This window comes from Streptomyces sp. NPDC088794, assembly GCF_044750545.1.
In the GTDB taxonomy this organism is placed as follows: domain Bacteria; phylum Actinomycetota; class Actinomycetes; order Streptomycetales; family Streptomycetaceae; genus Streptomyces.
The window spans coordinates 68,492-90,977 of record NZ_JBIVKB010000005.1 but is presented as its reverse complement, the minus strand read 5'-3'; the positions used below and the strand labels follow the sequence as shown (position 1 = coordinate 90,977).

Below are 22,486 nucleotides of genomic sequence, written 5' to 3'. Positions count from 1 at the left end.
TGAAGGAACGGCGAACGGACAGGTGAGGAACCGGAGGCTCTTTGTAACGGATTCTTGACGTAGGGCGACGCGCTTGATCGTTCAAAGAGGCGGTAGTCTCACGGCAGTTGGCGTCGGTCACAGCGGTGTGCGGGGGCCGCTTCGGTGTCTTCGGCACCATTTCCGGGGTCCGGCCCATCGATCAGAATCGGTCACGCGCATCGACGCGTCCGACGAGAACATGCACGAAGGAGGACCGGTGTCCACGACCGAAGTGGACGCGCCCGCCCGGCAGGCCCCGCCGCCGTCGAAGGGCGGTATTCGGGGCTTCGCCGACCGGTGGCCGTTCAGGCGCAAACTCAACCTCCTGGTCGGCATTCCGCTGGCCGTGGTGGCCGTCCTGCTCACCTATCTCGTCGTCGACCAGGTGGGCCAGTCCACCTCCGCGTCCGACGCGGCGCGGCTGGTGCGCAACAGCGCCCAGGTCGCCACGCTGGTGGACCGGGTGGAGGCCGAGCATCAGCAGGCCATCCTGCTCTCCGTGCGGTTCGAGGCCGTGGACGGGGGCGCCAAGCCCTCGCTGGCCGGCTACCGGACCGCGCAGCAGGCGGTGAGCCAGCAGGTCGAGAAGGTGCGCGACGCCTTCGGCGACCAGCTGCCGAGCACCGAGGCACAGGCGCTGCGCGAGGTCGAGGGCCTCACCAGCCTGCGCGAGACGATCGAGCAGGGCTATCTGCCCGCCGACAACATCGACCCGGCGTACACCAACGCCTCCAAGGGCCTGATCGACGGCCTGGGCCTGGACCGCAACGAGTCGCTCGCCGCGACCTTCACCGGCAACCTGCTGGACTCGCTGCTGCGTGCCGACGCCGCCCACAGCTCCTTCGAGACCAGCGTGTTCTCCGCGCGCACCGGCGACACCAACGCGCTGATCGAGTTCATCAACGCGGTCGGCGCCTACGAGCTCTACAGCCACCAGGCGGAGCGCTTCGCGCGGTTCGCCTCGGAGGAACAGACCGACCGGCTGAACGGCATCGAGCACAACTCCGCGCAGGCGACGATCACCCAGCACTACGCCGAGCTGCAGATCGACCCGAGCGGACTGTCGGCCCAGTCGCCGGCGCAGATCGGCAGGGCGCTGTCGGCCGCGCTGGCCGACTACCCCGACTACCGCGACCAGTCGGCGACCCGGCTGAAGATCACCGCCTCGCTCATCGGTGACATCGCCGACCGGGCCGACGACGCCTCCGGCGACGCCTCGCTGCGTGCCGCGCTGCTGCTCGGCGCCGGTCTGATCGGCTTCGTCCTGTGGATCGCCTTCTCCGTGGTGGTACGCCGCTCGGTGGTCCGTCCGGTGATGGCCCTGACCGGGGCCGCGCAGGAGGTCGCCGAGGTGGCCGGGCGCGAGCTGGCCCGGGTGGCCGACGACGACACCGAGGACTCCGGGCCGCCGATGCTGCGCGAGATGCCGGTGACGGCGAACGACGAGATCGGCACGCTGGCCGAGGTGTTCAACCGGGTGCAGACCACGTCGATCGCCCTCCTGGAGCGTCAGGTGCTCAGCCGCCGCAACGTGGCCGAGATGTTCGGCAACGTCGGCCGCCGGGTCAGCAACCTCACCACCCGCCAGCTGGCCCTGATCGACGCGGTGGAGCGCGGCGAGACGGATCCCGCGCTGCTCGAACGCCTCTACTCCATCGACCACATCGCCGTGCGTCTGCGCCGCAACGCCGACTCCCTGATGCTGCTGGCCGGCATCCGCGAGACGGTCCTGGACTCCGGACCCACCGAGCTCACCAACGTCGTACGCGCCGCGCTCGGCCAGATCGAGGGCTTCCAGCGCGTACGGCTCCAGGCCCGCACCGAGATCATGGTGGAGCCGGACATCATCGGCGACCTCACGCTGATGGTGGCCGAGCTGCTGGAGAACGCGGTGTCGTTCTCGCCGGCCGGCAGCCCGGTCGAGGTGGCCGTGCGGGACGCCTCCGTCGAGGACGGCTCGGGCGCCTCGATCGTCATCGCGGACCACGGTCTGGGCATGAGCAGCGAGCGGATCGCCGAGGAGAACGCCCGGCTGATCCGCCGCGAGCGCCTGGACCTCGTACCGACGAAGGTGCTCGGCCTGTTCGTGGTCGGCACCCTGGCCCGCCGCTGGGAGGTCGACGTCACCCTCTCCCGCACCCCGGGCGGCGGTGTCACGGCCGAGGTGACGGTCCCCTCGTCGCTGCTGCTGACGATGAGCCCCGTCGGAGCGATGGCCTCCGGCGGTTCGGCGGGGAAGGACGCGCCGTCGGCCGACCGCCGGGCCGCGCAGGACACGTGGGCCGGACGTGACAGTGACCCGGTGGGTTCCACCGACGCCGTCACCCACGACTCCTCGACCAGCGTCGGCCTGCCCGAGCGGGACTCGACGGCGGCCACCCCCGTGCGGGCCGCGTGGGACGCGGTCGGGCCCGGCAGCGGCGTCGGTGGCACGGCCGAGCGGGACGGCTCCGTGGCCGGCCGCAACGGCACCGCGTCGGCGTCGGCCACCACTCCCAGCTGGGCCGTTCAGGACGACTCGGCCGTCGATCACGTGTCAGGCCGGCGGCAGCCAACCGGCGTCGAGGAGGACACCGGATTGTCGGATCACGCTCCGGCCGACGGGCGACCGGACCCGCTCCCCCGCCGCGTCCCCAAACGGGAAGCGGCGGAGCCCGAAGCCCCGTTCATACCCAAAGCCCGTACCGAGACTCCCCCGGCGCCGACAACGGTGTCCGCCGAGGACGGCGCGACGCGCCCGTTGCGCCGCCGTGTTCGCGGCGCGACGCTGCACACGACCGCCGACGCCCAGCAGTCGGCACGGCAGGCCCCCCGGCCCGCCGACGCGGACGCCGTCCGTGACTCGCTCGACGAGTTCGAGGCGGCGGTGGAGCGGGCCAACCGCGACAGCTCCTCCGCCGGGACCGGCGTACGCACGACCCCCGATCCGCAAGACCAGAACCATCTCCCGGAAGGAGCGGAGCAGTGAGTACGTCGACAGGTGACACTCCGACGGGAAGCACCACGCCGACCGACCTGCAGGCCGCCGCAGCAGACTTCAACTGGCTGCTCAACCGATTCGCCACCGAGACCGCGGGCGTCGTGGACGCCATCGCGGTCTCCTCCGACGGGCTGTTGATCGCCGTGTCGGAGCTGCGCGAGCGGGCTCACTCCGAGCGGCTGGCGGCCATCGTCTCGGGCATCACCAGCCTGGCCGCCGGAGCCTCCGGCAACTACGGTCTGGGCGGTCTGAACAAGGTCATCATCGACCTGGAGGGCGGTCACGTCATCGTCTCCGCGATCGGCAGCGGCGCCGTGCTCGGCGTGGTCGCCGACAAGGAGGCCAAGCTCGGCAACATCGCCTACGAGATGACGCTGTTCGCCAACCGGGCCGGGGCCGCGCTCAGCCCCCAGCTCGTGCTCGAACTGAAGAACACCGTCGGCGTCCCGTCGAAGCGCTGACCCGGTCGCCGACCGGTCCGAAGAGGAGGACGACAACTCATGACGGACGGCCGTGCACCGGCCGGCGAGGACGGTACGCAGCGCCCGGGCCAGGCCCCGGTCGGACCCGCCTCCGCCGTACGGCCGTTCCTGGTCACCGCGGGGCGGGTGGCGCCCACCGCGGCGGTCGGCCGGCCGGTGCCCGTGGAGACCCAGGTGGTGGCCACCGCCGAGGGGCTCGCGGTGCTCGACTCGCTCTCCTTCGAGCAGCACGACATCGTCGCCGCCTGCCGGGTGCCCCAGTCCATCGCGGAACTGGCGGCCCGGCTGCGGCTGCACCTCAACGTCGTCCGGGTCCTCGCCGAGGACCTGCGTGCCGCCGGTCAGCTGGCGGTGCACGTTCCCGACTCCGGCGTCACCCATGACGCCACCGTCCTGCGCAGGGTGATCGACGCCCTGCGCGCCATACCCGACTCCCGAGGGGCAGTCCGTGACACCGACTGAACCGGCCACGCGCGGCACGGCCGCTCCGGTGGCCGCCGTACGCCCGCCGCTCCCGGTGAAGATGGTGATCGCCGGCGGTTTCGGCGTGGGCAAGACCACCGCCGTCGGCTCGATCTCCGAGATCGAGCCGCTGACCACCGAGGCCGCCATCACCGAGGTCGCCGCGGGGGTGGACGACCTCAGCCACACCCCGCGCAAGACCACCACCACGGTGGCCATGGACTTCGGCTGTCTCACCATCGACCCGACCCTGAAGCTGTACCTGTTCGGCACGCCCGGGCAGGAGCGGTTCGGGTTCATGTGGGACGACATCGTGGAGGGCGCGGTCGGCGGGCTCGTCATCGTCGACACCCGCCGCCTCGACGACTGCTACGCGGCCGTCGACTACTTCGAGCACCGGCAGATCCCGTTCGCGGTCGCCGTCAACGCCTTCGACGGGAAGACCGAGCACACGCTGGAGGAGGTCCGCTGGGCGCTCGACGTCGCCGGGCCCGTCCCGGTGGTGGTCTTCGACGCCCGTGAGCGCGGCTCGGTCCGCGACGCGCTGCTCGTCGTACTGGAACTGGCGCTGGCACGCTCGCAGGCGTAGCCGCACGAGGAGCGGGCCCGGAGCGGACGTACTGTCCGCTCCGGGCCCGCTCTCGTGTGCCGTCAGGCGCCGCGGCGTACGCCCGCGGAGACCGTGAACCGGTTGATCGCCCAGAACAGTCCGAGCGTGATCAGGGCGAGAACAGCGACCAGGGTGGCGCCGCCGACGACCTTCTCGTAGTTGCGCTGGTAGAGGCCGTCGACGATGTAGCGGCCGAGGCCGCCGAGGCTGACGTAGGCGGCGATGGTGGCCGTCGAGACGATCTGGATGGCCGCCGAGCGCAGTCCGCTGAGGATCAGCGGGAGCGCGACCGGGAGTTCGACCTGGAAGAGGATCCGCGGCTCCGCCATGCCCATGCCGCGTGCCGCGTCCACCGGGGACGGGTCCACGGACCGCATCGCCTCGTACGTCGTCACCAGGATCGGCGGGACGGCGAGGACGACCAGCGGGATCATCACGGGCAGATGACCGAGGCCCAGCAGCACGAACATCAGCACCAGCAGACCGAAGCTGGGCAGGGCGCGGGCGGCGGTGGCGATGAGCGCCAGGGAGTTGCCGCCGCGTCCGGTGTGGCCGGTGAACAGGCCGATGGGCAGGCCGATGGCAGCGGCGATGGCGAGGGCGGTCAGCGAGTACTGGATGTGCTCGCGCAGCCGGGTGGGGATGCCGTCGTAGCCGTGCCAGTGGGCGCTGTCGCTGAAGAACTGGTTGATGTAGTGCAGTACGTTCACCGGACCGCGTCCTCCAGGGCGGGCGCGGCCGGTTCGGGCCGGGCCGGTTCGTCGACGGGGCGTGTCCTGCGCCCGCCGCGCGGCATCCAGGGCGTGATGACCAGCCGGATGACGACCAGGACGGCGTCCGCGAGGATCGCGAGGACGGCCGTACCGATCACGGACAGCCAGATCAGGCGCGGCTGGTGGTAGATCATGCCGTCGTTGAGCAGGTTGCCGAGGCCGCCCTGGTTGCCGATCAGCATGCCGACGCTGACCAGCGAGATGCTGGACACGGTCGCCACCCGCAGCCCCGCGATGATCGCGGGCGCGGCGATCGGCAGCTGCACCTGGACGTAGCGGCGGATCGGCCCCAGGCCCATGGCGGTGGCGGCGTCGAGGGTCTCCTGCGGCACCGAGCGGACGCCGTCGACGATGGCCGGCACGAACACGACCAGGCTGTAGACGGCCAGCGGGATCATCACCGTGGTCTCGGTCTGGCCGGTGTAGTCGATGAGGACGACGAAGAAGGCCAGCGAGGGGATCGCGTAGAGGATGGTCGTGATCCACAGCACCGGCGGGTACAGCCAGCGCAGCCGCACACACAGCTGGGCGATCGGCAGCGCGACGACCAGGCCGGCCAGGACCGGGATCAGGGCCTCGCGCAGATGCAGTCCGACCAGGCCCCAGTAGGTGTTCTGGAGGTCGCTGGGTATGTCGAAGAAACCGTTCATCCGGCGACCTTCGCGTCGGCGCGGCCCTCGGCGTGGGCGGCGCGGATGGCCTCGCCGATGGTCTGCTGCGAGACGACGCCGGCCACCCGGCCCTCGGTGTCGACCGCGACGGCCCAGCCGGTCGGCGAGAGCACCGCGCCGTCGAGCGCGGCGCGCAGCGACTCCGTGCCGTGCACGAAGGGCCGGCCGTGCGACACCAGCCGCGCGGGGTCGATCCGGCCCGCGGCCAGGGCGCCCGGCTCGCTCCAGCCGAGCGGCTTGCCGTCCAGGTCGGTGACGAGGAGGTAGGGCGCGTCCGGGGTGGTGCGGGCGGCGATCTGCTCGGCGGTGGCGTCGACGGCCACGATCGGCGTGGTCAGCAGGTCCAGGCCGGCGGAGGAGAAGAAGGAGAGCCGGCGGATGCCGCGGTCCGCGCCGAGGAAGTCCTCGACGAACGGGTCGGCGGGGCTGGACAGCAGCTCGGCGGGCGGGGCGAACTGGGCGAGCTTGCCGCCGGTGCGCATCACGGCGACCATCGTGCCGATCTTGACGGCCTCGTCGATGTCGTGCGTGACGAAGACGATGGTCTTGCCCAACTCCTCCTGGATGCGCAGGAGTTCGTCCTGAAGGCCCTTGCGGACCACGGGGTCGACGGCCGAGAACGGCTCGTCCATGAGGAGCACCGGCGGGTCCGCGGCGAGCGCCCGGGCCACGCCGACGCGCTGCTGCTGACCGCCGGAGAGCTGATAGGGGTAGCGCTTGGCGAGCGAGCCGTCGAGGCCGACCCGGCCCATCAGCTCCCGGGCCCGCTCCCGGGCCTTGTCCTTGCTCCAGCCCAGCAGCCGGGGCACGGTCGCTATGTTGTCGATGATCGTGCGGTGCTGGAAGAGCCCCGCGTTCTGGATCACGTAACCCATCGACCGGCGCAGGGTGTTGACCGGCTGCTTCATGACGTCTTTGCCGTCGATGAGGATGGTGCCCTCGGTCGGCTCGATCATCCGGTTGATCATGCGCAGGGTCGTGGTCTTGCCGCAGCCCGAAGGTCCGACGAGGACGGTGATCGAGCGGTCGGGTATCTCCAAGGAGAGGCGATCGACCGCCACCGTGCCGTCCGGGTACCGCTTGGTGACTGAATCTATCCGTATCAAAACGCCGAATACCCTTCGGGACTGGCAGAAAATGCCCGCTTTGGCCAACGGTCACAGGCCGTTGCCGGGAGAGTCTAAACCGTCCGGGTTTTGGTGTATCGCCTGGAGCGGACGAGATTCATCCGCCCGTTACGAAAAGGGTCGGCACCCTCGCGGCGGGGCCGGATTCTTGGGGTCCGTGGTCACCGCGCTGTGTCCTACCTGTGAGTTCCCTGATTCTCACTCTCCGCTCAGAGGCCGCTCAGGGATCCCCCAGACAGCGCCCTGATGGTCGCTGACATGAACGAAACGAACGCGGTCGGCGTCCGACGCCGGTCGGTCGAGGTGGTGGTGCCGGTCCACAACGAGGCGCACGTCCTCGCCGACAGTGTCGGCACCCTGCACGCGCACCTCGAAGAGTCCTTCCCGTTCCCGTTCCGGATCACGATCGCGGACAACGCGAGCACAGACGGCACCTGGCGGGTGGCGACCTCGCTCACCGAGTCGCTGCCGCACGTGCACGCCGTACGACTGGCGGCCAAGGGCCGGGGCCGGGCGCTGCAGCACGTGTGGAGCGAGTCGACGGCGGACGTCGTCGCCTACATGGACGTCGACCTCTCCACCGGTCTGGAGGGCTTCCTTCCGCTGGTCGCCCCGCTGCTGTCCGGGCACAGCGACCTCGCGATCGGCAGCCGGCTGCACCGGCAGTCGGACGTGGTGCGCGGCCCGAAACGGGAGTTCGTGTCCCGCTCGTACAACCTCCTCCTCAAGCTCGGTCTCGCGGCGCGGTTCTCGGACGCTCAGTGCGGGTTCAAGGCGGTGCGCGCCGACGTGTTCCGCGCGCTCGCCCCGCACATCGAGGACACCGCCTGGTTCTTCGACACCGAGCTGCTGGTCCTGGCCCAGCGCAACCGGCTGCGCATCCACGAGGTGCCGGTCGACTGGGTCGACGACCCCGACAGCCGCGTGGACATCGTCGCCACCGCCCTCGACGACCTCAGGGGCGTGCGCCGGATGCTGCGCGCCACCGTGACCGGCCGCACCCGGGTCACCGACGTACCCCGGCGGACCAGCACTCCCCACGTGCCGGCCGCCCGCGAGTCCCTTGCAGTGCCGCCCACCGGGGCGCACGCCACTTCCCGCTCGGAGCACCTGGAGTACGCGTCATGACGACCCTCGCCCCGCCCCCCGCGCCCCCGGCCCAGGAGGGCCGCCACCGCGCCGGAGCGCCGCCCGTCCCCCGGATCAGAAGGCTGTTCACCGGCGCCCCCGAGGACCCGCGCTGGGCCCGCCCCGCCCTGTGGGCGATCCTGATTCTGGCCACGGCCCTGTACGCCTGGAACCTCTCCTCCATCACCGGCAACACCTTCTACGACGCGGCCGTCTACTCCGGCACCAAGAGCTGGAAGGCGTTCTTCTTCGGCGCGCTGGACTCCGGCAGTTTCATCACGGTCGACAAGCCGCCGTTCGCCCTGTGGGTGATGGGCCTGTCCGCCCGCGTATTCGGTTACGGCACCTGGCAGTTGATGCTGCCGATGGTCGCGGTCGGCACGGGCTCGGTCGCCCTGCTCCACCGCATGATCAAGCGTGACTTCGGCGTCGTGGCGGGCACCATCTCCGCCCTCGTGCTCGCCCTCACGCCCATCACGGTCGCCATCAACCGAGACACCAACCCCGACCCGATCCTCGTCCTCCTGATGCTGCTGGGCGCGGCCGCGCTGATGAAGGCAGTACGCACAGGCAAGCTGATGCCCCTGATCTGGTCCGGGGTCGCGATCGGCTTCGCGTTCAACACGAAGATGATGCAGGCGTACGTCGTCCTGCCCGCGTTCTTCCTTGTCTATCTGTGGGCCACGCGCGTCTCCCTGGGCCGCCGCATCCGCAACCTCGCCGTCGGCACGGTGGCGTTGGTCGTCTCCAGCGCCTGGTGGATGGTGGTCGTCGACCTGATCCCGGCCTCCTCCCGCCCCTACATCGGCGGCTCGACCGACAACACCGTCTGGGACCTGGTCATCGGCTACAACGGCTTCGGCCGGATCTTCGGGGCGAGTTCGTCGGTCGGCTCGCAGGGCAACGGCGCGAGCTTCGGCGGCGACGCGGGCCTCTACCGCCTGTTCAACAGCATCATGGGCGGACAGATCTCCTGGCTGATCCCGTTCGCGGCGATCGCCCTCATCGGCGGCCTGGTGCTGCGCGGCCGGGCACCCCGCACGGACGCCAAGCGGGCGGCCCTGATGCTGTGGGGCGGCTGGTTCGTCCTGCACTACCTGACCTTCGCCCTCGCCGAGGGCACGTTCCACCCCTACTACGTCACGGCCATGGCACCCGGGATCGCGGCACTGGCCGGCGCCGGCGGGGTCATGCTGTACCGGGCCTTCAAGGACGGCTCGGCCGCGAAGTGGGGCTGGGTCCTGCCGGCCGCGATCGCGGCGAGCTCGGTCTGGGCGATCATCCTGCTCCAGCGGGTCTCCGGCTCCGGGACGCTCTACACGGTCGCGGAGGTCGTGGCCGGGGTCGCCGGTACGGCCGCGGTGATCGGCCTGCTGGTCGGGCGGTTCACCAGGCGGCAGCGGCTTACGGGGATCGCGGCACTGGCGGCGGTCGTGGCGCTGCTCGCCGGGCCCGCCGCGTACTCGGTCTCGGCGGCGACCTCCAGTACCAACGGCACGAACCCGACGGCCGGTCCGAGCACCGGTGGCGGGATGGGCGGCGGTGGCATGGGCGGCGGCCGGCGACCCAGCGGCAACGGCGGTCCGGGCGGCGGCAGTTCGAGCAGCAAGAGCGGCTCGGGCGGGCAGTCCCTGGGGACGCCTCCGTCGGGCAGCGGGTCTTCGAGCAACGGGTCGTCGTCCAAGGCGGAGTCCGGTACGGAGTCGACGAGCACATCCGGCAGCGGCGGCACGGGCGGCGGCTCCCAGGTCTCCTCCGCCGAGATCACGTACCTCAAGAAGCACCAGGACGGCGCCACTTGGCTGGTCGCGGTGGCCACCGACCAGACCGCTTCCTCGATCATCCTGGAGTCCGGTCAGCCGGTGATCTCCATGGGCGGCTGGTCCGGTTCCGACAACGCGATGACCCTGGCCAAGCTCAAGAGCCTGGTGAAGTCCGGCAAGTTGCACTACATCGTCGTCAGCAGTGACGGCGGTCAGGGCACGAACTCCGAGATCTCCACGTGGGTCAAGAAGCACGGCACGGCGGTGAGCGACTACAGCGGGCTGTACCGCCTGGACGCCTCCGACGTCAGCTGACGCCTCGGGCAGACACATGAAGGCGGGCCGCCGGTGAAGAACCGGTGGCCCGCCTTCATGTGGTACGTCCGCTCAAGCCACCGCAGGCTGTTTCGCCACGCTCGGAAAACCGGGCGTGCGCAGGACGCTCCGATCGGCGGCGACCGCGAACACCTCGCAACCGGCAAGCGAGGCGGCCCAGTCGATGCCCTCGGTGCCCATGGCGAAGGCCGCCGTGGCGACCGAGTCGGCCTCCGTGAGGGAGGCGGCGACGACGGTCAGGCTGAGCAGGCCGGTCGCCGGGCGTCCGGTGCGGCCGTCGATGATGTGGTCGCCGCGCTCGTAGCGGGCGGAGGTGGCGACCGCGCCGTCGGTGAGCTCCAGGACGGTGCAGAGCCGGTCGGCGTGTTCGGGGTGCCGTACGCCGACCCGCCACGGACCACCCGAAGTCACCACGTCTCCCCCGGCGTTGAGGCAGAACCTCCGGGCGCCGGCGGACGTCAGCAGCTCCGCCGCCCGCTGCACCGACCAGCCCTTGACCACCGCGCAGGGGTCGAGAGCGCGGCCGGGCAGGCGGACGTCGAAGGCACCGCCCGTGGCGAGCCGGTAGTGCTCGCACAGGGCGAGGATCTCGGTCAGGTCGGCGCTGAGTTCATGGCGTTCCAGCTCGCCCCGGTCGTAGCGGGAGACCTCGCTGTCCGCCTTGAACGGGCTGAAGCGGGCGTCGACTTCACGCAGCCAGGCGAAGACGGCGTCGGCGGTGGCCTCGAAGTCACCCTCGCCATCACCCACTTGGTCGACGCGCAGCGACACCGGGAAGCCCATGACGTGTTCGACTCGGCGCATCTCAGGCGGCCTTCGCGTCGAGGGCGGCCTGGAGGGACTCCTTGTAGCCGTCGCTGGTGATGGTCGCGCCGGACACCGTGTCGATGTCCGCGCTCTGCTTCTCCAGCGTCTGCGAGACCAACTGCGGGACGGCGGCCGTGGTCTGCGGGTGGTTCGGCTGCTGGAGCATCTTCACGGCGGTGATCTTGTCGCCCTCAAGGGTCACCTGGACCTGCACGGGACCCTTCTCGGTGTTCACGGTCGAACCGGTCACGGTCTCCGACGTGGGTGACTGAGTGGGAGAAGGAGAGGTGGCCGACGCCTCGCCGTTCGCGTCGATCGCCGCCTGGAGGGACTCCTTGTAGGCACCGCTGGTGATCGTCGCGCCGGACACCGTGTCGATGTCCGCGCTCTGGGCTTCCAGCGTCTCCGAGACCAACTGCGGCACGGCGGCCGTCGTTTGGGGGTGGTTCGGCTGCTGGAGCATCTTCACGGCGGTGATCTTGTCGCCGTCGAAGGTCACCTGGACCTGTACGGGCCCCTTCTCGGTGTTCACCAGCGTGCCCTTGACGACCGTGCCGGACGAGGTGCCCGAAGAAGAGGACGGCGTCGAGGCGGGCGTACTGGCCTCGGTGGTCGTCGTGCCGAGGGACGGCTCGTAGCGCCAGACCGGGACGAGACCGGCGATGCTCAGGACGACGACGGGTATGGCTCGCTTCACGATGGCTCTCTCAGTCTCTCTCAACCGGCCAGGCTGAAGCGCTCGAAGTGGATCTGCTGCTTGGGCACGCCCAGGTCGCCGAGGCTGCGCAGCACCGCGTTCATCATCGGGGGCGGTCCGCACAGGAAGACGTCCCGGTCGCCGATGTCCGGGACCAGCCGGGCGAGTTCGCGCGGGGCCAGCTTGTCGGGCACGGGCGGTCCGGTGACCAGGTGGAGTTCGGCGCCCTTGGCCAGGGCCAGGTCGCGCAACTCGTCGTAGAGGACGGCGTCCTGGTCGGAGGCGACGCGGTAGATGACCACGGCGTGGCCCTCCAGGTCCTCCAGCAGGGCCCGGATCGGGGTGACGCCGACGCCGCCGGCGATGAGCAGCGACTCCGCCTTGGTGCGGTGCAGGGTGGTGAAGGCGCCGTAGGGGCCCTCGGCGAAGACGCGGGTGCCGACCTTCAGGTGGCGCAGGGCGGCGCTGCCCTCGCCGGCCGCCTTGGCGGTGAGGCGCAGGCTGCGGCCGTCGGGGGCGGCGGAGAGGGAGAAGGGGTTGGCCTGCCACCAGCGGTCCCTGGTCAGGAAGCGCCACAGGAAGAACTGGCCGGCCTGCGCGGGCAGTTTGTCGAGGTCCTTGCCGGTGATGGTGATCGAGACGACGTTGTGGGACTCGGGCACGACCGCGGCGACGCGGAACTGGTGGCGGGTGTTGCGCCACAGCGGCAGGACCACCCGGCCCAGGGCCACCGAGCCGAGGGCGACGCCCCAGACCCCGTACCAGTACGCCGTCGCGGCGGACGAGGACGTGAAGGTCGTACCGACCGCGACCTGGTGGGTGAAGGCGAGCACCACGGCCACATAGGTGTAGAGGTGGATGAAGTGCCAGGTCTCGTAGGCGAGGCGGCGGCGGGCGTAGCGGGCGGAGACCGCGCCGACCACGAGGATGATGCCGAAGGCGACGACGGCGCGGAAGACGCCCTCGGTGGTCTCGGCCAGGTCGATGATCTCGCTGACCGGGCCGACGCCGGTGCCGTCCGCGTAGCCGAAGGTGATGAAGACGACGTGCGCCAGCAGCGTCCACAGGATGCCGAAGCCGGTCCAGCGGTGCCAGGAGGTCAGCCGGTCCATGCCGATGCGGCGGTCGAGCCAGGGCAGCCGGGCCACGAGGACCAGCTGGAAGGCCATGAGGAGGGCGCCGTAGAGGCCGGCCGCCCGGCCGATCACGATCAGCGCGTTGGAGGCGAAACCCGCCTGGGCGAAGAAGTAGGCGACCACGGCCACGTTCGCGGCCAGCACGGCGTACAGGCTCGTGCGCGCCACCACCCTGGGCCGTATCGCCGTGGGGGGCGCGGGGGGCGATTGGACGGTCGTCACGGGACGGCAGCTCCTAGATCGGGACCTGGATATCCGAAAGCTTGGCTGGCCAGGCCTGTCGTTTTGCTGTCGGACAACTTTCAAGTGCTTATCGATACGGTCGCCCGAGGACACCGGCCGTGGCATTCCAGCCTGGGTGGCGCACTATGTGCGGGTGGAAAAAGTACGACTCCTCGTCGTGGACGACGACCCGCCGATCGCCGACCTCGTCGCGACGGTCGCCCGTTACGAGGGCTGGGAGGCGGTCACCGCGAACTCCGGTGAGGAGGCGTTGCGGCGGGCCGCCGAGTTCCATCCGGACATCGTGGTGCTCGACCTGATGCTGCCGGACCTGGACGGCTTCGGCGTGCTCGACCGGCTGCGCGGTTCGGGGACGATGGTGCCGGTGGTGTTCCTGACCGCGCGGGACGCGGTCGCCGACCGGGTGGCCGGGCTGACCCGGGGCGGTGACGACTACCTGGTCAAGCCGTTCGCGGTGGAGGAGCTGATGGCCCGGCTGCGGACCGTGCTGCGGCGCAGCGCCGGGCCCGGGTTCCAGCGGTCGGTCCTCCAGGTCGCGGACCTGACGATGGACGAGGACACCCGTGAGGTGCGGCGCGGCGACAAGCTGCTCACGCTGACCCCGACCGAGTACGAGGTGCTGCGCTTCCTGATGCGCAAGTCGCCGACCGTGATGACCAAGGCGCAGATCCTCGACCATGTGTGGGAGTACGGCTTCGGTGGTCGCTCGAACGTGGTCGAGCTGGTCGTCAGCCGGCTGCGCCGCAAGCTCGACGACACGGGCGAGCCGCTGATCCATACCGTGCGGGGCTTCGGATACGTGATCAGGCTGGTCGCCGAGTGATCGGGAGGCTGAGTCGGACGTACCGGAGGCTGCGGCTGGGCACCCGCCTGGCGCTGGGCCTCGGGGTGCTGGCCCTGGTGGCGTTCGCCGTCGTGGGCACCGCCCTGACGATGTACATGCGGGACTATCTGTCGGCCCAGCTCGACGACCAGCTCGGCCTCGCGCAGACCGCCCAGTCGAAGAACATCGCGGCGAAGGGTTCCCTGGAGGGCAAGAAGTACTACCGCTGGTACTACGCGGTGTACGACGTCAAGGACGGCAACCCGGTGCTGCGCAAGCCCGAGGACAGCTCGGACCTGCCCACGGACATAAAGGACCTGACCGCCCTGGCCAAGGACCAGGCCTCCGCCAGGTCGGAGCTGCTGCGCACCCGGAACATCACGGGCGAGGGCGAGTACCGGCTGCGTGCCTGCGAGGTCGAGCCCGGGGTGGTGCTGGTCAGCGGGGCGCCGATGGACAACATCGACGACACGGTCCAGCACCTGGTCGTCATCCAGGTGGTCGCCTTCGGAGCCGCGCTGCTGGCCCTGGTGGTGTTCGGCCGCCGGCTGCTGCGGCGCGGTCTGCAACCACTGAGCGACATGGCGCACACCGCGCACGGCATCGCCTCGCACGACCTGACCGAGTCGGCGGCGCGGCTGCCGCTGCGCGCGGACGAGCGGGGCGGCGGCCCGGAGGTCGAGGAGCTGCGCACCGCCTTCAACACGATGCTGGAGCACATCGACGACTCCCTCGCGGTCCGCGCGGAGGCGGAACAGCGGCTGCGCCGGTTCGTCGCGGACGCCTCGCACGAGCTGCGTACCCCGCTCATGTCGGTACGGGGTTACGCGGACCTCTTCCAGTACGCCGCCGCCAACGCGCCCGAGGAGCGGGACAAGCACCTGGCCCGGCTGCGCGCCGAGGCCGCCAGGATGGGCGTGCTCCTCGACGACCTGCTGCTGCTCGCCCGCCTCGACGCGGCGGAGGTGGAGGCGCCGCTGCGGATGCGGGACGCGGATCTGGTGGAGCTGGCCGAGGAGGCGTCGGACGCGTTCCGCGCGAGCCACGCCGACCATCCGCTGACGGTCGAGAAGGGCCCCGAGTCGCTCCGGCTGCGCCTGGACCCGCAGCGCGTCCGCCAGGTCCTGGACAACCTCCTCACCAACGCGGCCGTCCACACCCCCGTCGGCACCCCCGTCTCGATCTCGGTCGCGGCCGAGGGCTCCGGCGCGGTGGTCCGGGTCACGGACGCGGGCCCCGGCATCCCGGCCGCCGACCGGGAGCGCGTCTTCGACCGCTTCTACCGCGTGGACAAGGCCCGCAGCCGCGACCGGGGCGGCAGCGGCCTGGGCCTTTCGGTCGCGAACGCGCTGATCCGGGCGCACGGCGGGACGATCGAGGTAGGCGGAGGGCCGGGCGGGACGGTGTTCACCGTACGGCTCCCGCTCAGCGGTACGGCAGGTCTTACGGACCCGTGACGTGCGGGGTGTGAGCCCTCGCCGAGCCGGGTCGCCGCCCTAGCGTGGACGCATGCGTGTACTGGTCACCGGCGGTGCCGGGTTCATCGGGTCCCATGTCGTGCGGGCACTGGAGGCACACGGGCACGAGCCCGTCGTGTACGACGACCGCGCCGACCCCGCCTGCGACGTACGGGACCCGGACGCCGTCCGCCGCGCCCTGTCCGGCGTCGACGCGGTCTGCCACCAGGCGGCGATGGTCGGCCTCGGCGCCGGTTTCGCGGACGCCGCACAGTACGTCTCCCGCAACGATCTCGGCACCGCCGTGCTGCTCACCGCCATGGCCGAGTCGGGCGTGCGACGCCTGGTGCTCGCCGGGTCGATGGTCGTGTACGGCGAGGGGCGGTACGTCTGCCCCGCGCACGGCGTGGTCCGGCCGGGCCCGCGCGCGGTCGCCGACCTCGACGCCGGCCGCTTCGAACCGTCCTGTCCGGTGTGCGGGGCGGAGCTGTCGCGCGGGCTGGTCGCGGAGGACGCCCCGGTCGACCCGCGGAACGTGTACGCGACGACCAAGCTGACCCAGGAGCACCTGGCGGCGGCGTGGGCCCGGGCCACCCCCGGTGCCTCGGCGGTGTCGCTGCGCTACCACAACGTGTACGGCCCCGGCATGCCCCGCGACACCCCGTACGCGGGTGTCGCCTCCTTCTTCCGCTCGTCGCTGGCCCGCGGTGAGGCACCGCGGGTCTTCGAAGACGGGCGCCAGCTAAGGGACTTCGTGCATGTACGGGATGTGGCGGCGGCCAACGTGGCCGCGCTGGAGGCGAGTTCGACCGAGGGCGCGCTGACGGTCTACAACACCGGCAGCGGCGAGCCGCACACGGTCGGCGAGATGGCCCGCGCGCTGGCCGCCGCGCACGGCGGCCCGGAGCCGGCGGTCACCGGGGAGTACCGGCTCGGCGACGTACGGCACATCGTGGCCGACTCGACGCTGCTGCGCACGGAGTTGGGGTGGAAGGCGGGGGTGGGGTTCGAGGAGGGGATGCGGGAGTTCGCCGCGGCGGAGTAGACGTAGTAGGCGTGGGGTGGGACGGGCGGCTCACGCCTCGGACACCGCAACCGGCAGCGTCACCTCGAAGCGGCATCCGCCGGGGATGTTGCGTACGGTGGCCCGGCCCTGGTGGGCCTCGACGATGCCCCGGACGATGGCGAGGCCAAGGCCCGCTCCGGCGGGGGGAGTTCGGGCGTGGGTGCCGCGCCAGCCCGTGTCGAAGACGCGCGGGAGGTCCTCCTCCGGGATGCCTCCGCAGCCGTCCGTGACGGACAGCACCACGCCTTCCGGAGAGCGTTCGGCGGCCACCGCGACTGTGCCGTCGGCCGGGGTGCGCCGGATCGCGTTGATGAGCAGGTTGCCCAGCACCCGGCTCATCTCCTTGCCGTCCACCTCCACCGGCACGGGCTCGACCCGGCCCCCGATCAGCCGTACGCCGTGCTCGCTGGCCAGCGCGTCCGCGCCGGCCAGCGCGTCGCCGACGAGGTCGAACAGGGAGATCCGGCTGGGGCTCAGCGCCAGCGCCCCCGCGTGGATGCGGGAGAGTTCGAAGAGGTCGCCGACCATGTCGTTGAGGCGTTCGACCTCGGTGCGGATCTGGCGGAGGTAGCGGTCGGGGTCGTCGGCGACGCCGTCCTCCAGGGCCTCGGACATCGCGCGCAGTCCGGCCAGCGGGGTGCGCAGGTCGTGGGAGATCCAGGCGACCAGCTCGCGCCGGGAGGACTCCAGGGCGCGCTCGCGTTCCCGGGACTCGGCGAGTCGGGTGCTGGTGCTCTCCAACTCCCGGCTGAGGTCGGCGAGTTCGGCGGTCGCCGCGCCTTCGGGGGTGGTGAAGTCGCCGCCGTCACCGAAGGAGCGGGCGGCGAGCGCGAGGGCGCGGCTGCGGCCGACGACCCAGCGGCCGAGAAGCAGGGCGGTGGCCAGGGAGACCACGGTGGCCATGGCGACGACCGTCGTGACGACGCTCAGGTCATGGCTGGACAGGAACATCGCCTGCGCGACGGCCAGCGTCCCCGCGAGCATCGCGGCGACGGCGACGGCGGCCACCACGGCGAGGTGCGCGACGACCGAGCGCCGCCGGATCAGCAGCAGCACGCCGGCCCCGAGGAGCCCGGCCGCGGCCGCGCCGAGAAAGGCGAAGAGGGCGATGAGCATGGTGTCACGCATGACTCAGGCCTCCTGTCCGGAACCGTCTCCGGGGGCGTCCGGCCCGGAGCCGTCCTGCCCCGGCGCGTCCTGACCTGCGCCATCGTGCGCCGCCGCGTCCTGACCTGCGCCATCGTGCGCCGCCGCGTCCTGTCCCGCCGCGTCGAACCGATAGCCGACCCCCCACACCGTCTGGATCAGGCGTGGCCGGGCCGGATCGTCCTCGACCTTGCCGCGCAGGCGCCGGACATGGACCGTCACGGTCGACAGGTCGCCGAAGTCCCACCCCCACACCTCCCGCATCAGGTCCTCCCGGCTGTAGACGTGCCCGGGATGCCGCAGGAAGAAGGCGAGGAGGTCGAACTCGCGGATGGTGAGGGCGAGTTCGGCACCGTCCTTGAGGGCGCGGCGGGCCGCCGGGTCGAGCGACAGACCGGCCGCGCGCAGCGGGCCGCGCGGCGCCGACACGGGCCGGGCGCGGCGCAGGACGGACTCGACGCGCAGCACCAGTTCGCGGGGGCTGAAGGGCTTGGTGACGTAGTCGTCGGCGCCGACCTCCAGGCCGAGGATGCGGTCGTCCTCGTCGCCGCGCGCGGTGAGCATGATGACCGGCACGGGTCCCTGTCCCCGCATCCGCCGGCACACCTCCAGGCCGTCCATGCCCGGGAGCATCAGGTCGAGGACGACGAGATCCGGCCAGTGCGCGGCGGCCCGGGCCAGCGCGTCGGGGCCGTCACCGGCCCGGTCGACCACGTATCCGGCCCGGTCGAGGTATCCGGAGACGACCTCGGCGACGGTGGGGTCGTCGTCCACGACGAGGACCCTCGCCCCGTCCGGTGCGTAAGGCTGTTGCTGCTCCATGCCGCCAGCCTCGCACCCGGCCCGCTCCGATGCCGTCGCAGGCCTCTGACGTCCGCGTTTCGTAAGAATCCGAAGTCCGAAATGCGAACCTTCCGTTCGTAGGGTGAGACCGTGACGACCACCCCCACTCCCTCTCCCTTCCCGGCCATGGCGCCCGCCGGCGTCGACGTCGTGCTCCCGTGTCTCGACGAGGCCGAGGCGCTGCCCGAAGTCCTGGCGCGGGTGCCGGCCGGCTGGCGCGCCCTCGTCGTGGACAACGGCTCCACGGACGGTTCGGCCGAGCTCGCCCGCGCGCTCGGCGCGACCGTCGTGCGCGAGGAGCGGCGCGGTTTCGGCGCCGCCTGCCACGCGGGCCTGCTGGCCGCCACGGCGGACATCGTCTGCTTCTGCGACTGCGACGCGTCCCTCGACCCGGCCGACCTGGTGCCCTTCGTGGACCGGATCCGGTCCGGCGAGGCGGACCTGGTGCTGGGCCGGCGCCGACCGCAGGGCCGCGGCAGCTGGCCGCCGCACGCCCGGGCCGGCAACCTCGCCCTCGCCCGTCTGCTGCGCCGCCGTACCGGTCTGCGCCTGCACGACCTCGGCCCGCTGCGTGCCGCCCGCCGCGCATCCCTCCTCGGCCTCGGCCTCACGGACCGCCGCAGCGGCTACCCGCTCCAGATGGTCGTGCGCGCCGCCGAGGCGGGCTGGCGGATCGCCGAGTACGACGTCCCGTACCGTCCGCGCCTCGGTGCCTCGAAGGTGACCGGGACCTGGCGCGGGACCTGGCAGGCGGTACGGGACATGAACCGCGTACTGGCCGAACGCCCCGCCGACCAGGGAGCCCTGCGATGACCGCGACCACGCTCCTCGTCATCGCCAAGGAACCCCGGCCCGGCCGGGTCAAGACGCGACTGACCCCGCCGTTCACGCCGGCGGAGGCCGCGGCCCTCGCCGAGGCGGCGCTCGCGGACACCCTGGACACGGTGGCGCGCACCCCGGCCGACCGCCGGGTCCTGGTCCTCGACGGCGCGCCCGGGCCCTGGCTGCCGCCCGGCTTCGAGGTGGTGCCGCAGTGCGCGGGCGGTCTCGACGTCCGGCTCGCGGCGGCCTTCGCCGGCTGCACCGGCCCGGCCCTCCTCGTCGGCATGGACACCCCCCAGGTCACCCCGGACCTCCTCACCGTCGACTTCGCCGACTGCGACGCGTACTTCGGTCCCGCCGAGGACGGCGGCTTCTGGTCCCTGGGCCTGGCCGCCCCCGACCCCGCGCTCCTCCTCGGCGTCCCCATGTCGACCCCGCACACCGGCGCCGCCCAACGGGCCCGGCTGGCGGGCCTGCGGGTACGGGAGCTGCCGTGCCTCCGCGATGTGGACACGGCGTACGACGCGGAGGTCGTCGCAAGGGCGGCGGCCGGGAGTCGATTCGCCGCGCGATGGACCGAGCTGAGCGGAACGGGGGTTCGGTGAGCGGCGTGACGAGGGTGGCCGAGCGGGTCACCCGACAGAGCGGCTCGGTCGAGGGACGGCCCTGGTCCGCCGATCCGTACTCCGACGCCCTGCGCAGCGGCCGGGGGCCGCTCTTCCTGCGGCGGGCCGACGGATGGCTGCTGCCGTTGGAGGTCGAGCGGTGGTGCGCGGACGCCGACACGGTGGATCTGGGGGTGCTGCGGCGCTGCGAGGGCACAGTGCTCGACGTCGGCTGCGGGCCGGGGCGACTGGTCGCGGCTCTGGCCGTACGAGGCCGGCGGGTGCTCGGCATCGACGTGAGCGAGGCGGCCGTGGCCCGCACGGTCGCCCTCGGCGGACAGGCCCTGCACCGGTCGGTCTTCGAACCGCTGCCCGGTGAGGGCCGTTGGGGCACCGCGCTGCTGATCGACGGGAACGTCGGCATCGGCGGCGACCCGCGCGCCCTGCTCGACCGGACCGCCCAACTCCTGGCCCCCGGCGGCCTGTTGATCGCCGAGACGGTGGCGGGGCTGGACGTCGACGAGCAGATCCACGTACGTGTCACCGACGCCCGCGGGACCGTCGGCACCGCCTTCCCATGGGCCCGGCTCGGCACGCCGGCCCTGCTGCGCCTCGGGGAGCGCGCGGGCTGGCGTGCCGTCGATCAGTGGTCGGCCGACGGCCGTTCCTTCGTCGCCCTGCGCAGCCGCACCGCGTACAGCAGGACGTAGAGCAGGGCCGAGCCGCCGAACAGCGCCGCCGTCAGCAGCAGCCAGCGGGTCGCGAAGCCGTCGGCGGACAGGCCGGTGGCGGCGGTGTAACGCCCCGCCACCTCGCCGCCGATCAGCGGGAACCACACCAGCAGGAGCAGCCCGGACAGGACGGCGGGCACCCGGACGTACATCACCGCGCCCGGCCGTCGGCCCGCCGCCCGCACGAGCAGGCGGTCCGCCGCCGCGTACAGCGGGAGCAGCACCAGGTCGTGGAGCAGGGCGGCGCCGACGATCCACAGCGCCACGTCGAACCAGTCACGGTCGAGCAGTCGCACCCCCGCGTAGGCGGCGAGCGCGAACGAGCAGGCGAGCAGCAGGAGTTGGAACGGGCTGCCGAGTTCGAAGCGGGGGCGGAGCGGGCCGCCGAGCCGGAACCGGGGGCGCAGCGCGGGTCGCCGGCGGCCGAGGGTCAGTCTCATCACAGGTCTCCGAATGTCAGTCGGGCCACCCACTTGGTGTTGAGCACTCCAGGCGCGGCGGGCACGATGATTCGCGCCGGGTGGCCGTGGTCGGGGGTGAGTTCCGCTCCGTTGACGAAGAGGGCGAGCAGGGAGCGGGGGTCGGCGACCTGGTTGGCGCGCAGGGCCGCCCGGCGGAACGAGCCGTGCATCTGAAGCGACTCGACGAAGACGTCGGTCGGCTCGTCGTGTCCGACGAGGGCGGCGAGATCCCGCAGCCGTACTCCGCGCCACCGTTGGTCGGAGGTGGCCCAGCCCTCGACGCAGGCGATGGGCAACGCGGCGCTGTTCAGAGGCAGTCGGAGCAGTTCGGCCCGGCTGAGCCGGACGGTGCCGCCGCGCCCCGTCACGACCAGGCGCCAGGCCTCCTCGCTCGTGTCGGCCGCCCTGATCCCGGCGTACGCGGCGGTCTTGTTGATCTGGAAGGCGCCGGGTCCGCTCCCGGGTTCGGCGCCGCCGTGCGGGGCGAGGACGGCGCTCCAGCGCAGCCCGTCGAAGCTCCGCCCCACCGTCGTACCGAACAGCAGCAGCGAACCGCCCCCGACCAGGCCGACCGCTCCCCGCCGGGACACGGTGGTGGGGCCCGGGTTCGGGGAGGTCAACTCGTCGCTGTCGCCCGGCGGTTCGTGCGCGCCGGACCGTCCCCGCAGCACGCGCAGATTCCGCAGGGCCACCGGTGTCTTCAGCACGGCGTGCGCGACGAACGCGGCGAAGAACACCCAGGCGCCGTAGAAGTGCAGGGTGTAGAAGGAGCCGGGGAAGACGTAGTCGAGCTGGACGTTCAGCACGCCGGTGACGAACTCGAACAGACCGCCGCCGACCAGGAGCAGCAGCGAGAGCCGCTCCAGCGCGTGGGCCAGGGACCGGGCCGGCGGCAGGGTGAACAGCTTGGGCACGACCGACCACAGCTTGGCCAGCAGGACGGGGATCAAGGCGATCCCGAGGGTGACGTGGACGCCCTGGGTGAGCCGGTACAGCCAGTGCGGGTCGGTCGGCCAGGCGAACAGGTAGAAGCCGAGCAGCCCCTTGCCCGGGGTCTTGTCGTTCACCGACGACAGGTCCGGGTTGTAGGCGGCGTACGACAGCAGTCCCGTCACGAACAGCACCGTGATCCCGCCGAGCAGGACGAGGCCGAGCAGCGAGGTGAACCAGGGCCCGCGCAACGGGCTGCGCCAGAACGCGGGCGAGAAGGGAGTGCGTGGCATGCCCCGACGGTAGGTCCGCGACCACCCTTGAGAGGGTCTGCGAATCATGACGAAAGTCTGACGTCCGCCCACG

22 protein-coding genes are annotated in these 22,486 nt (G+C 71.9%); 12 read left to right on the top strand and 10 right to left on the bottom strand.

Features of this window, described 5'->3' with window-relative positions; translation table 11 throughout:
• Window positions 1–238: 238 nt before the first annotated feature.
• The 4 genes from ACIP6U_RS15845 to ACIP6U_RS15830 are packed head-to-tail and all read left to right on the top strand — an operon-like array spanning window position 239 to window position 4,534.
• On the top strand, window positions 239–2,989 hold the full coding sequence (locus ACIP6U_RS15845) for an ATP-binding protein (protein ID WP_401717203.1): 2,751 nt from the start codon (window positions 239–241) through the stop codon (window positions 2,987–2,989).
• On the top strand, window positions 2,986–3,462 hold the full coding sequence (locus tag ACIP6U_RS15840) for a roadblock/LC7 domain-containing protein (RefSeq protein WP_123996961.1): 477 nt from the start codon (window positions 2,986–2,988) through the stop codon (window positions 3,460–3,462). Before ACIP6U_RS15845 ends, ACIP6U_RS15840 begins: the two co-directional genes overlap by 4 nt.
• 39 nt (window positions 3,463–3,501) lie before the next feature.
• Entirely contained in the window at window positions 3,502–3,945 is a 444-nt protein-coding gene (locus tag ACIP6U_RS15835) for a DUF742 domain-containing protein (protein ID WP_401717200.1), read from the top strand.
• Window positions 3,932–4,534 (top strand): GTP-binding protein, encoded by a 603-nt coding sequence (locus ACIP6U_RS15830; RefSeq protein WP_401717199.1) that lies wholly within the window; start codon window positions 3,932–3,934, stop codon window positions 4,532–4,534. Before ACIP6U_RS15835 ends, ACIP6U_RS15830 begins: the two co-directional genes overlap by 14 nt.
• Before the next feature lie 62 nt (window positions 4,535–4,596).
• Here the strand turns inward: ACIP6U_RS15830 and ACIP6U_RS15825 are convergent, their stop codons facing one another.
• From ACIP6U_RS15825 to ACIP6U_RS15815, 3 genes are read right to left on the bottom strand one after another with little or no spacing between them, the layout of a single operon-like run.
• Window positions 4,597–5,265 carry an ABC transporter permease gene (locus ACIP6U_RS15825; RefSeq protein ID WP_401717197.1) on the bottom strand — a complete coding sequence of 223 codons (669 nt, stop codon included), beginning with the start codon at window positions 5,263–5,265 and terminating at the stop codon, window positions 4,597–4,599.
• The gene (locus ACIP6U_RS15820; RefSeq protein ID WP_401717194.1) at window positions 5,262–5,978 is read right to left on the bottom strand and encodes an ABC transporter permease; all 717 of its coding nucleotides are present in this window, start codon (window positions 5,976–5,978) and stop codon (window positions 5,262–5,264) included. The genes ACIP6U_RS15825 and ACIP6U_RS15820 overlap by 4 nt, the downstream gene beginning before the upstream one ends.
• On the bottom strand, window positions 5,975–7,105 hold the full coding sequence (locus ACIP6U_RS15815; RefSeq protein ID WP_401717192.1) for an ABC transporter ATP-binding protein: 1,131 nt from the start codon (window positions 7,103–7,105) through the stop codon (window positions 5,975–5,977). The genes ACIP6U_RS15820 and ACIP6U_RS15815 overlap by 4 nt, the downstream gene beginning before the upstream one ends.
• 279 nt (window positions 7,106–7,384) lie before the next feature.
• On the opposite strand from ACIP6U_RS15815, the gene ACIP6U_RS15810 reads away from it, so the two are divergent.
• Both ACIP6U_RS15810 and ACIP6U_RS15805 read left to right on the top strand, forming a co-directional pair.
• Window positions 7,385–8,254 (top strand): glycosyltransferase, encoded by an 870-nt coding sequence (locus tag ACIP6U_RS15810; RefSeq protein ID WP_401717189.1) that lies wholly within the window; start codon window positions 7,385–7,387, stop codon window positions 8,252–8,254.
• A complete protein-coding gene (locus tag ACIP6U_RS15805) occupies window positions 8,251–10,332 on the top strand; it encodes an ArnT family glycosyltransferase (RefSeq protein ID WP_401717186.1) in 2,082 nt (693 codons plus the stop codon). The genes ACIP6U_RS15810 and ACIP6U_RS15805 overlap by 4 nt, the downstream gene beginning before the upstream one ends.
• A 72-nt stretch (window positions 10,333–10,404) precedes the next feature.
• On the opposite strand, the gene ACIP6U_RS15800 is transcribed toward ACIP6U_RS15805, so the two are convergent.
• The 3 genes from ACIP6U_RS15800 to ACIP6U_RS15790 are packed head-to-tail and all read right to left on the bottom strand — an operon-like array spanning window position 10,405 to window position 13,215.
• Window positions 10,405–11,157 carry an FAD:protein FMN transferase gene (locus tag ACIP6U_RS15800; protein WP_401717183.1) on the bottom strand — a complete coding sequence of 251 codons (753 nt, stop codon included), beginning with the start codon at window positions 11,155–11,157 and terminating at the stop codon, window positions 10,405–10,407.
• A gap of 1 nt (window position 11,158) precedes the next feature.
• Window positions 11,159–11,857: an FMN-binding protein gene (locus ACIP6U_RS15795; protein WP_401717181.1), complete on the bottom strand. Its 699-nt coding sequence runs from the start codon at window positions 11,855–11,857 to the stop codon at window positions 11,159–11,161.
• A 20-nt stretch (window positions 11,858–11,877) separates the two neighbouring features.
• Entirely contained in the window at window positions 11,878–13,215 is a 1,338-nt protein-coding gene (locus ACIP6U_RS15790) for a ferric reductase-like transmembrane domain-containing protein (protein WP_401717178.1), read from the bottom strand.
• Window positions 13,216–13,369: 154 nt separating this feature from the next.
• Between ACIP6U_RS15790 and ACIP6U_RS15785 the strand changes: the two genes are divergently transcribed.
• Genes ACIP6U_RS15785 through ACIP6U_RS15775 form a run of 3 tightly spaced genes read left to right on the top strand, consistent with a single transcriptional unit; the run spans window position 13,370 to window position 16,561 of the window.
• Complete coding sequence (locus tag ACIP6U_RS15785) at window positions 13,370–14,059, top strand: response regulator transcription factor (protein ID WP_401717175.1); 690 nt, start codon at window positions 13,370–13,372, stop codon at window positions 14,057–14,059.
• Window positions 14,056–15,516 carry a sensor histidine kinase gene (locus ACIP6U_RS15780; RefSeq protein WP_401717172.1) on the top strand — a complete coding sequence of 487 codons (1,461 nt, stop codon included), beginning with the start codon at window positions 14,056–14,058 and terminating at the stop codon, window positions 15,514–15,516. The genes ACIP6U_RS15785 and ACIP6U_RS15780 overlap by 4 nt, the downstream gene beginning before the upstream one ends.
• A 52-nt stretch (window positions 15,517–15,568) precedes the next feature.
• Window positions 15,569–16,561 carry an NAD-dependent epimerase/dehydratase family protein gene (locus ACIP6U_RS15775; RefSeq protein ID WP_401717169.1) on the top strand — a complete coding sequence of 331 codons (993 nt, stop codon included), beginning with the start codon at window positions 15,569–15,571 and terminating at the stop codon, window positions 16,559–16,561.
• Window positions 16,562–16,591: 30 nt separating this feature from the next.
• Here ACIP6U_RS15775 and ACIP6U_RS15770 read toward each other — a convergent pair whose 3' ends face one another.
• Together ACIP6U_RS15770 and ACIP6U_RS15765 are read right to left on the bottom strand one after the other, a co-directional pair.
• A complete protein-coding gene (locus tag ACIP6U_RS15770) occupies window positions 16,592–17,710 on the bottom strand; it encodes a sensor histidine kinase (RefSeq protein ID WP_401717168.1) in 1,119 nt (372 codons plus the stop codon).
• A gap of 3 nt (window positions 17,711–17,713) precedes the next feature.
• Complete coding sequence (locus ACIP6U_RS15765; protein WP_401717165.1) at window positions 17,714–18,550, bottom strand: response regulator transcription factor; 837 nt, start codon at window positions 18,548–18,550, stop codon at window positions 17,714–17,716.
• Window positions 18,551–18,697: 147 nt separating this feature from the next.
• Here ACIP6U_RS15765 and ACIP6U_RS15760 point away from each other — a divergent pair, with 147 nt between their 5' ends.
• The 3 genes from ACIP6U_RS15760 to ACIP6U_RS15750 are packed head-to-tail and all read left to right on the top strand — an operon-like array spanning window position 18,698 to window position 20,708.
• Window positions 18,698–19,384, top strand: coding sequence for a glycosyltransferase family 2 protein (locus ACIP6U_RS15760; RefSeq protein WP_401718510.1), 687 nt, complete (start codon window positions 18,698–18,700; stop codon window positions 19,382–19,384).
• The gene (locus ACIP6U_RS15755; protein ID WP_401717162.1) at window positions 19,381–19,998 is read left to right on the top strand and encodes a DUF2064 domain-containing protein; all 618 of its coding nucleotides are present in this window, start codon (window positions 19,381–19,383) and stop codon (window positions 19,996–19,998) included. The genes ACIP6U_RS15760 and ACIP6U_RS15755 overlap by 4 nt, the downstream gene beginning before the upstream one ends.
• A gap of 5 nt (window positions 19,999–20,003) precedes the next feature.
• Window positions 20,004–20,708: a class I SAM-dependent methyltransferase gene (locus tag ACIP6U_RS15750; RefSeq protein WP_401717159.1), complete on the top strand. Its 705-nt coding sequence runs from the start codon at window positions 20,004–20,006 to the stop codon at window positions 20,706–20,708.
• Here ACIP6U_RS15750 and ACIP6U_RS15745 read toward each other — a convergent pair.
• Both ACIP6U_RS15745 and ACIP6U_RS15740 read right to left on the bottom strand, forming a co-directional pair.
• Window positions 20,642–21,202: a hypothetical protein gene (locus tag ACIP6U_RS15745; RefSeq protein WP_401717156.1), complete on the bottom strand. Its 561-nt coding sequence runs from the start codon at window positions 21,200–21,202 to the stop codon at window positions 20,642–20,644. The two genes, ACIP6U_RS15750 and ACIP6U_RS15745, sit on opposite strands and share 67 nt — an antisense overlap.
• Window positions 21,169–22,413 (bottom strand): molybdopterin-dependent oxidoreductase, encoded by a 1,245-nt coding sequence (locus tag ACIP6U_RS15740; RefSeq protein WP_401717154.1) that lies wholly within the window; start codon window positions 22,411–22,413, stop codon window positions 21,169–21,171. The genes ACIP6U_RS15745 and ACIP6U_RS15740 overlap by 34 nt, the downstream gene beginning before the upstream one ends.
• Window positions 22,414–22,486 lie beyond the last annotated feature (73 nt).

Excerpts from the sequence above, each read along its gene's own strand:
- ACIP6U_RS15835 (WP_401717200.1), top strand. The coding sequence starts at position 3,502 with ATGACGGACGGCCGTGCACCGGCCGGCGAGGACGGTACGCAGCGCCCG.
- ACIP6U_RS15765 (WP_401717165.1), bottom strand. The coding sequence starts at position 18,550 with ATGGAGCAGCAACAGCCTTACGCACCGGACGGGGCGAGGGTCCTCGTC.
- ACIP6U_RS15755 (WP_401717162.1), top strand. The coding sequence starts at position 19,381 with ATGACCGCGACCACGCTCCTCGTCATCGCCAAGGAACCCCGGCCCGGC.
- ACIP6U_RS15810 (WP_401717189.1), top strand. The coding sequence starts at position 7,385 with ATGAACGAAACGAACGCGGTCGGCGTCCGACGCCGGTCGGTCGAGGTG.
- ACIP6U_RS15800 (WP_401717183.1), bottom strand. The coding sequence starts at position 11,157 with ATGCGCCGAGTCGAACACGTCATGGGCTTCCCGGTGTCGCTGCGCGTC.
- ACIP6U_RS15770 (WP_401717168.1), bottom strand. The coding sequence starts at position 17,710 with ATGCGTGACACCATGCTCATCGCCCTCTTCGCCTTTCTCGGCGCGGCC.
- ACIP6U_RS15760 (WP_401718510.1), top strand. The coding sequence starts at position 18,698 with ATGGCGCCCGCCGGCGTCGACGTCGTGCTCCCGTGTCTCGACGAGGCC.
- ACIP6U_RS15740 (WP_401717154.1), bottom strand. The coding sequence starts at position 22,413 with ATGCCACGCACTCCCTTCTCGCCCGCGTTCTGGCGCAGCCCGTTGCGC.
- ACIP6U_RS15820 (WP_401717194.1), bottom strand. The coding sequence starts at position 5,978 with ATGAACGGTTTCTTCGACATACCCAGCGACCTCCAGAACACCTACTGG.
- ACIP6U_RS15775 (WP_401717169.1), top strand. The coding sequence starts at position 15,569 with ATGCGTGTACTGGTCACCGGCGGTGCCGGGTTCATCGGGTCCCATGTC.
- ACIP6U_RS15805 (WP_401717186.1), top strand. The coding sequence starts at position 8,251 with ATGACGACCCTCGCCCCGCCCCCCGCGCCCCCGGCCCAGGAGGGCCGC.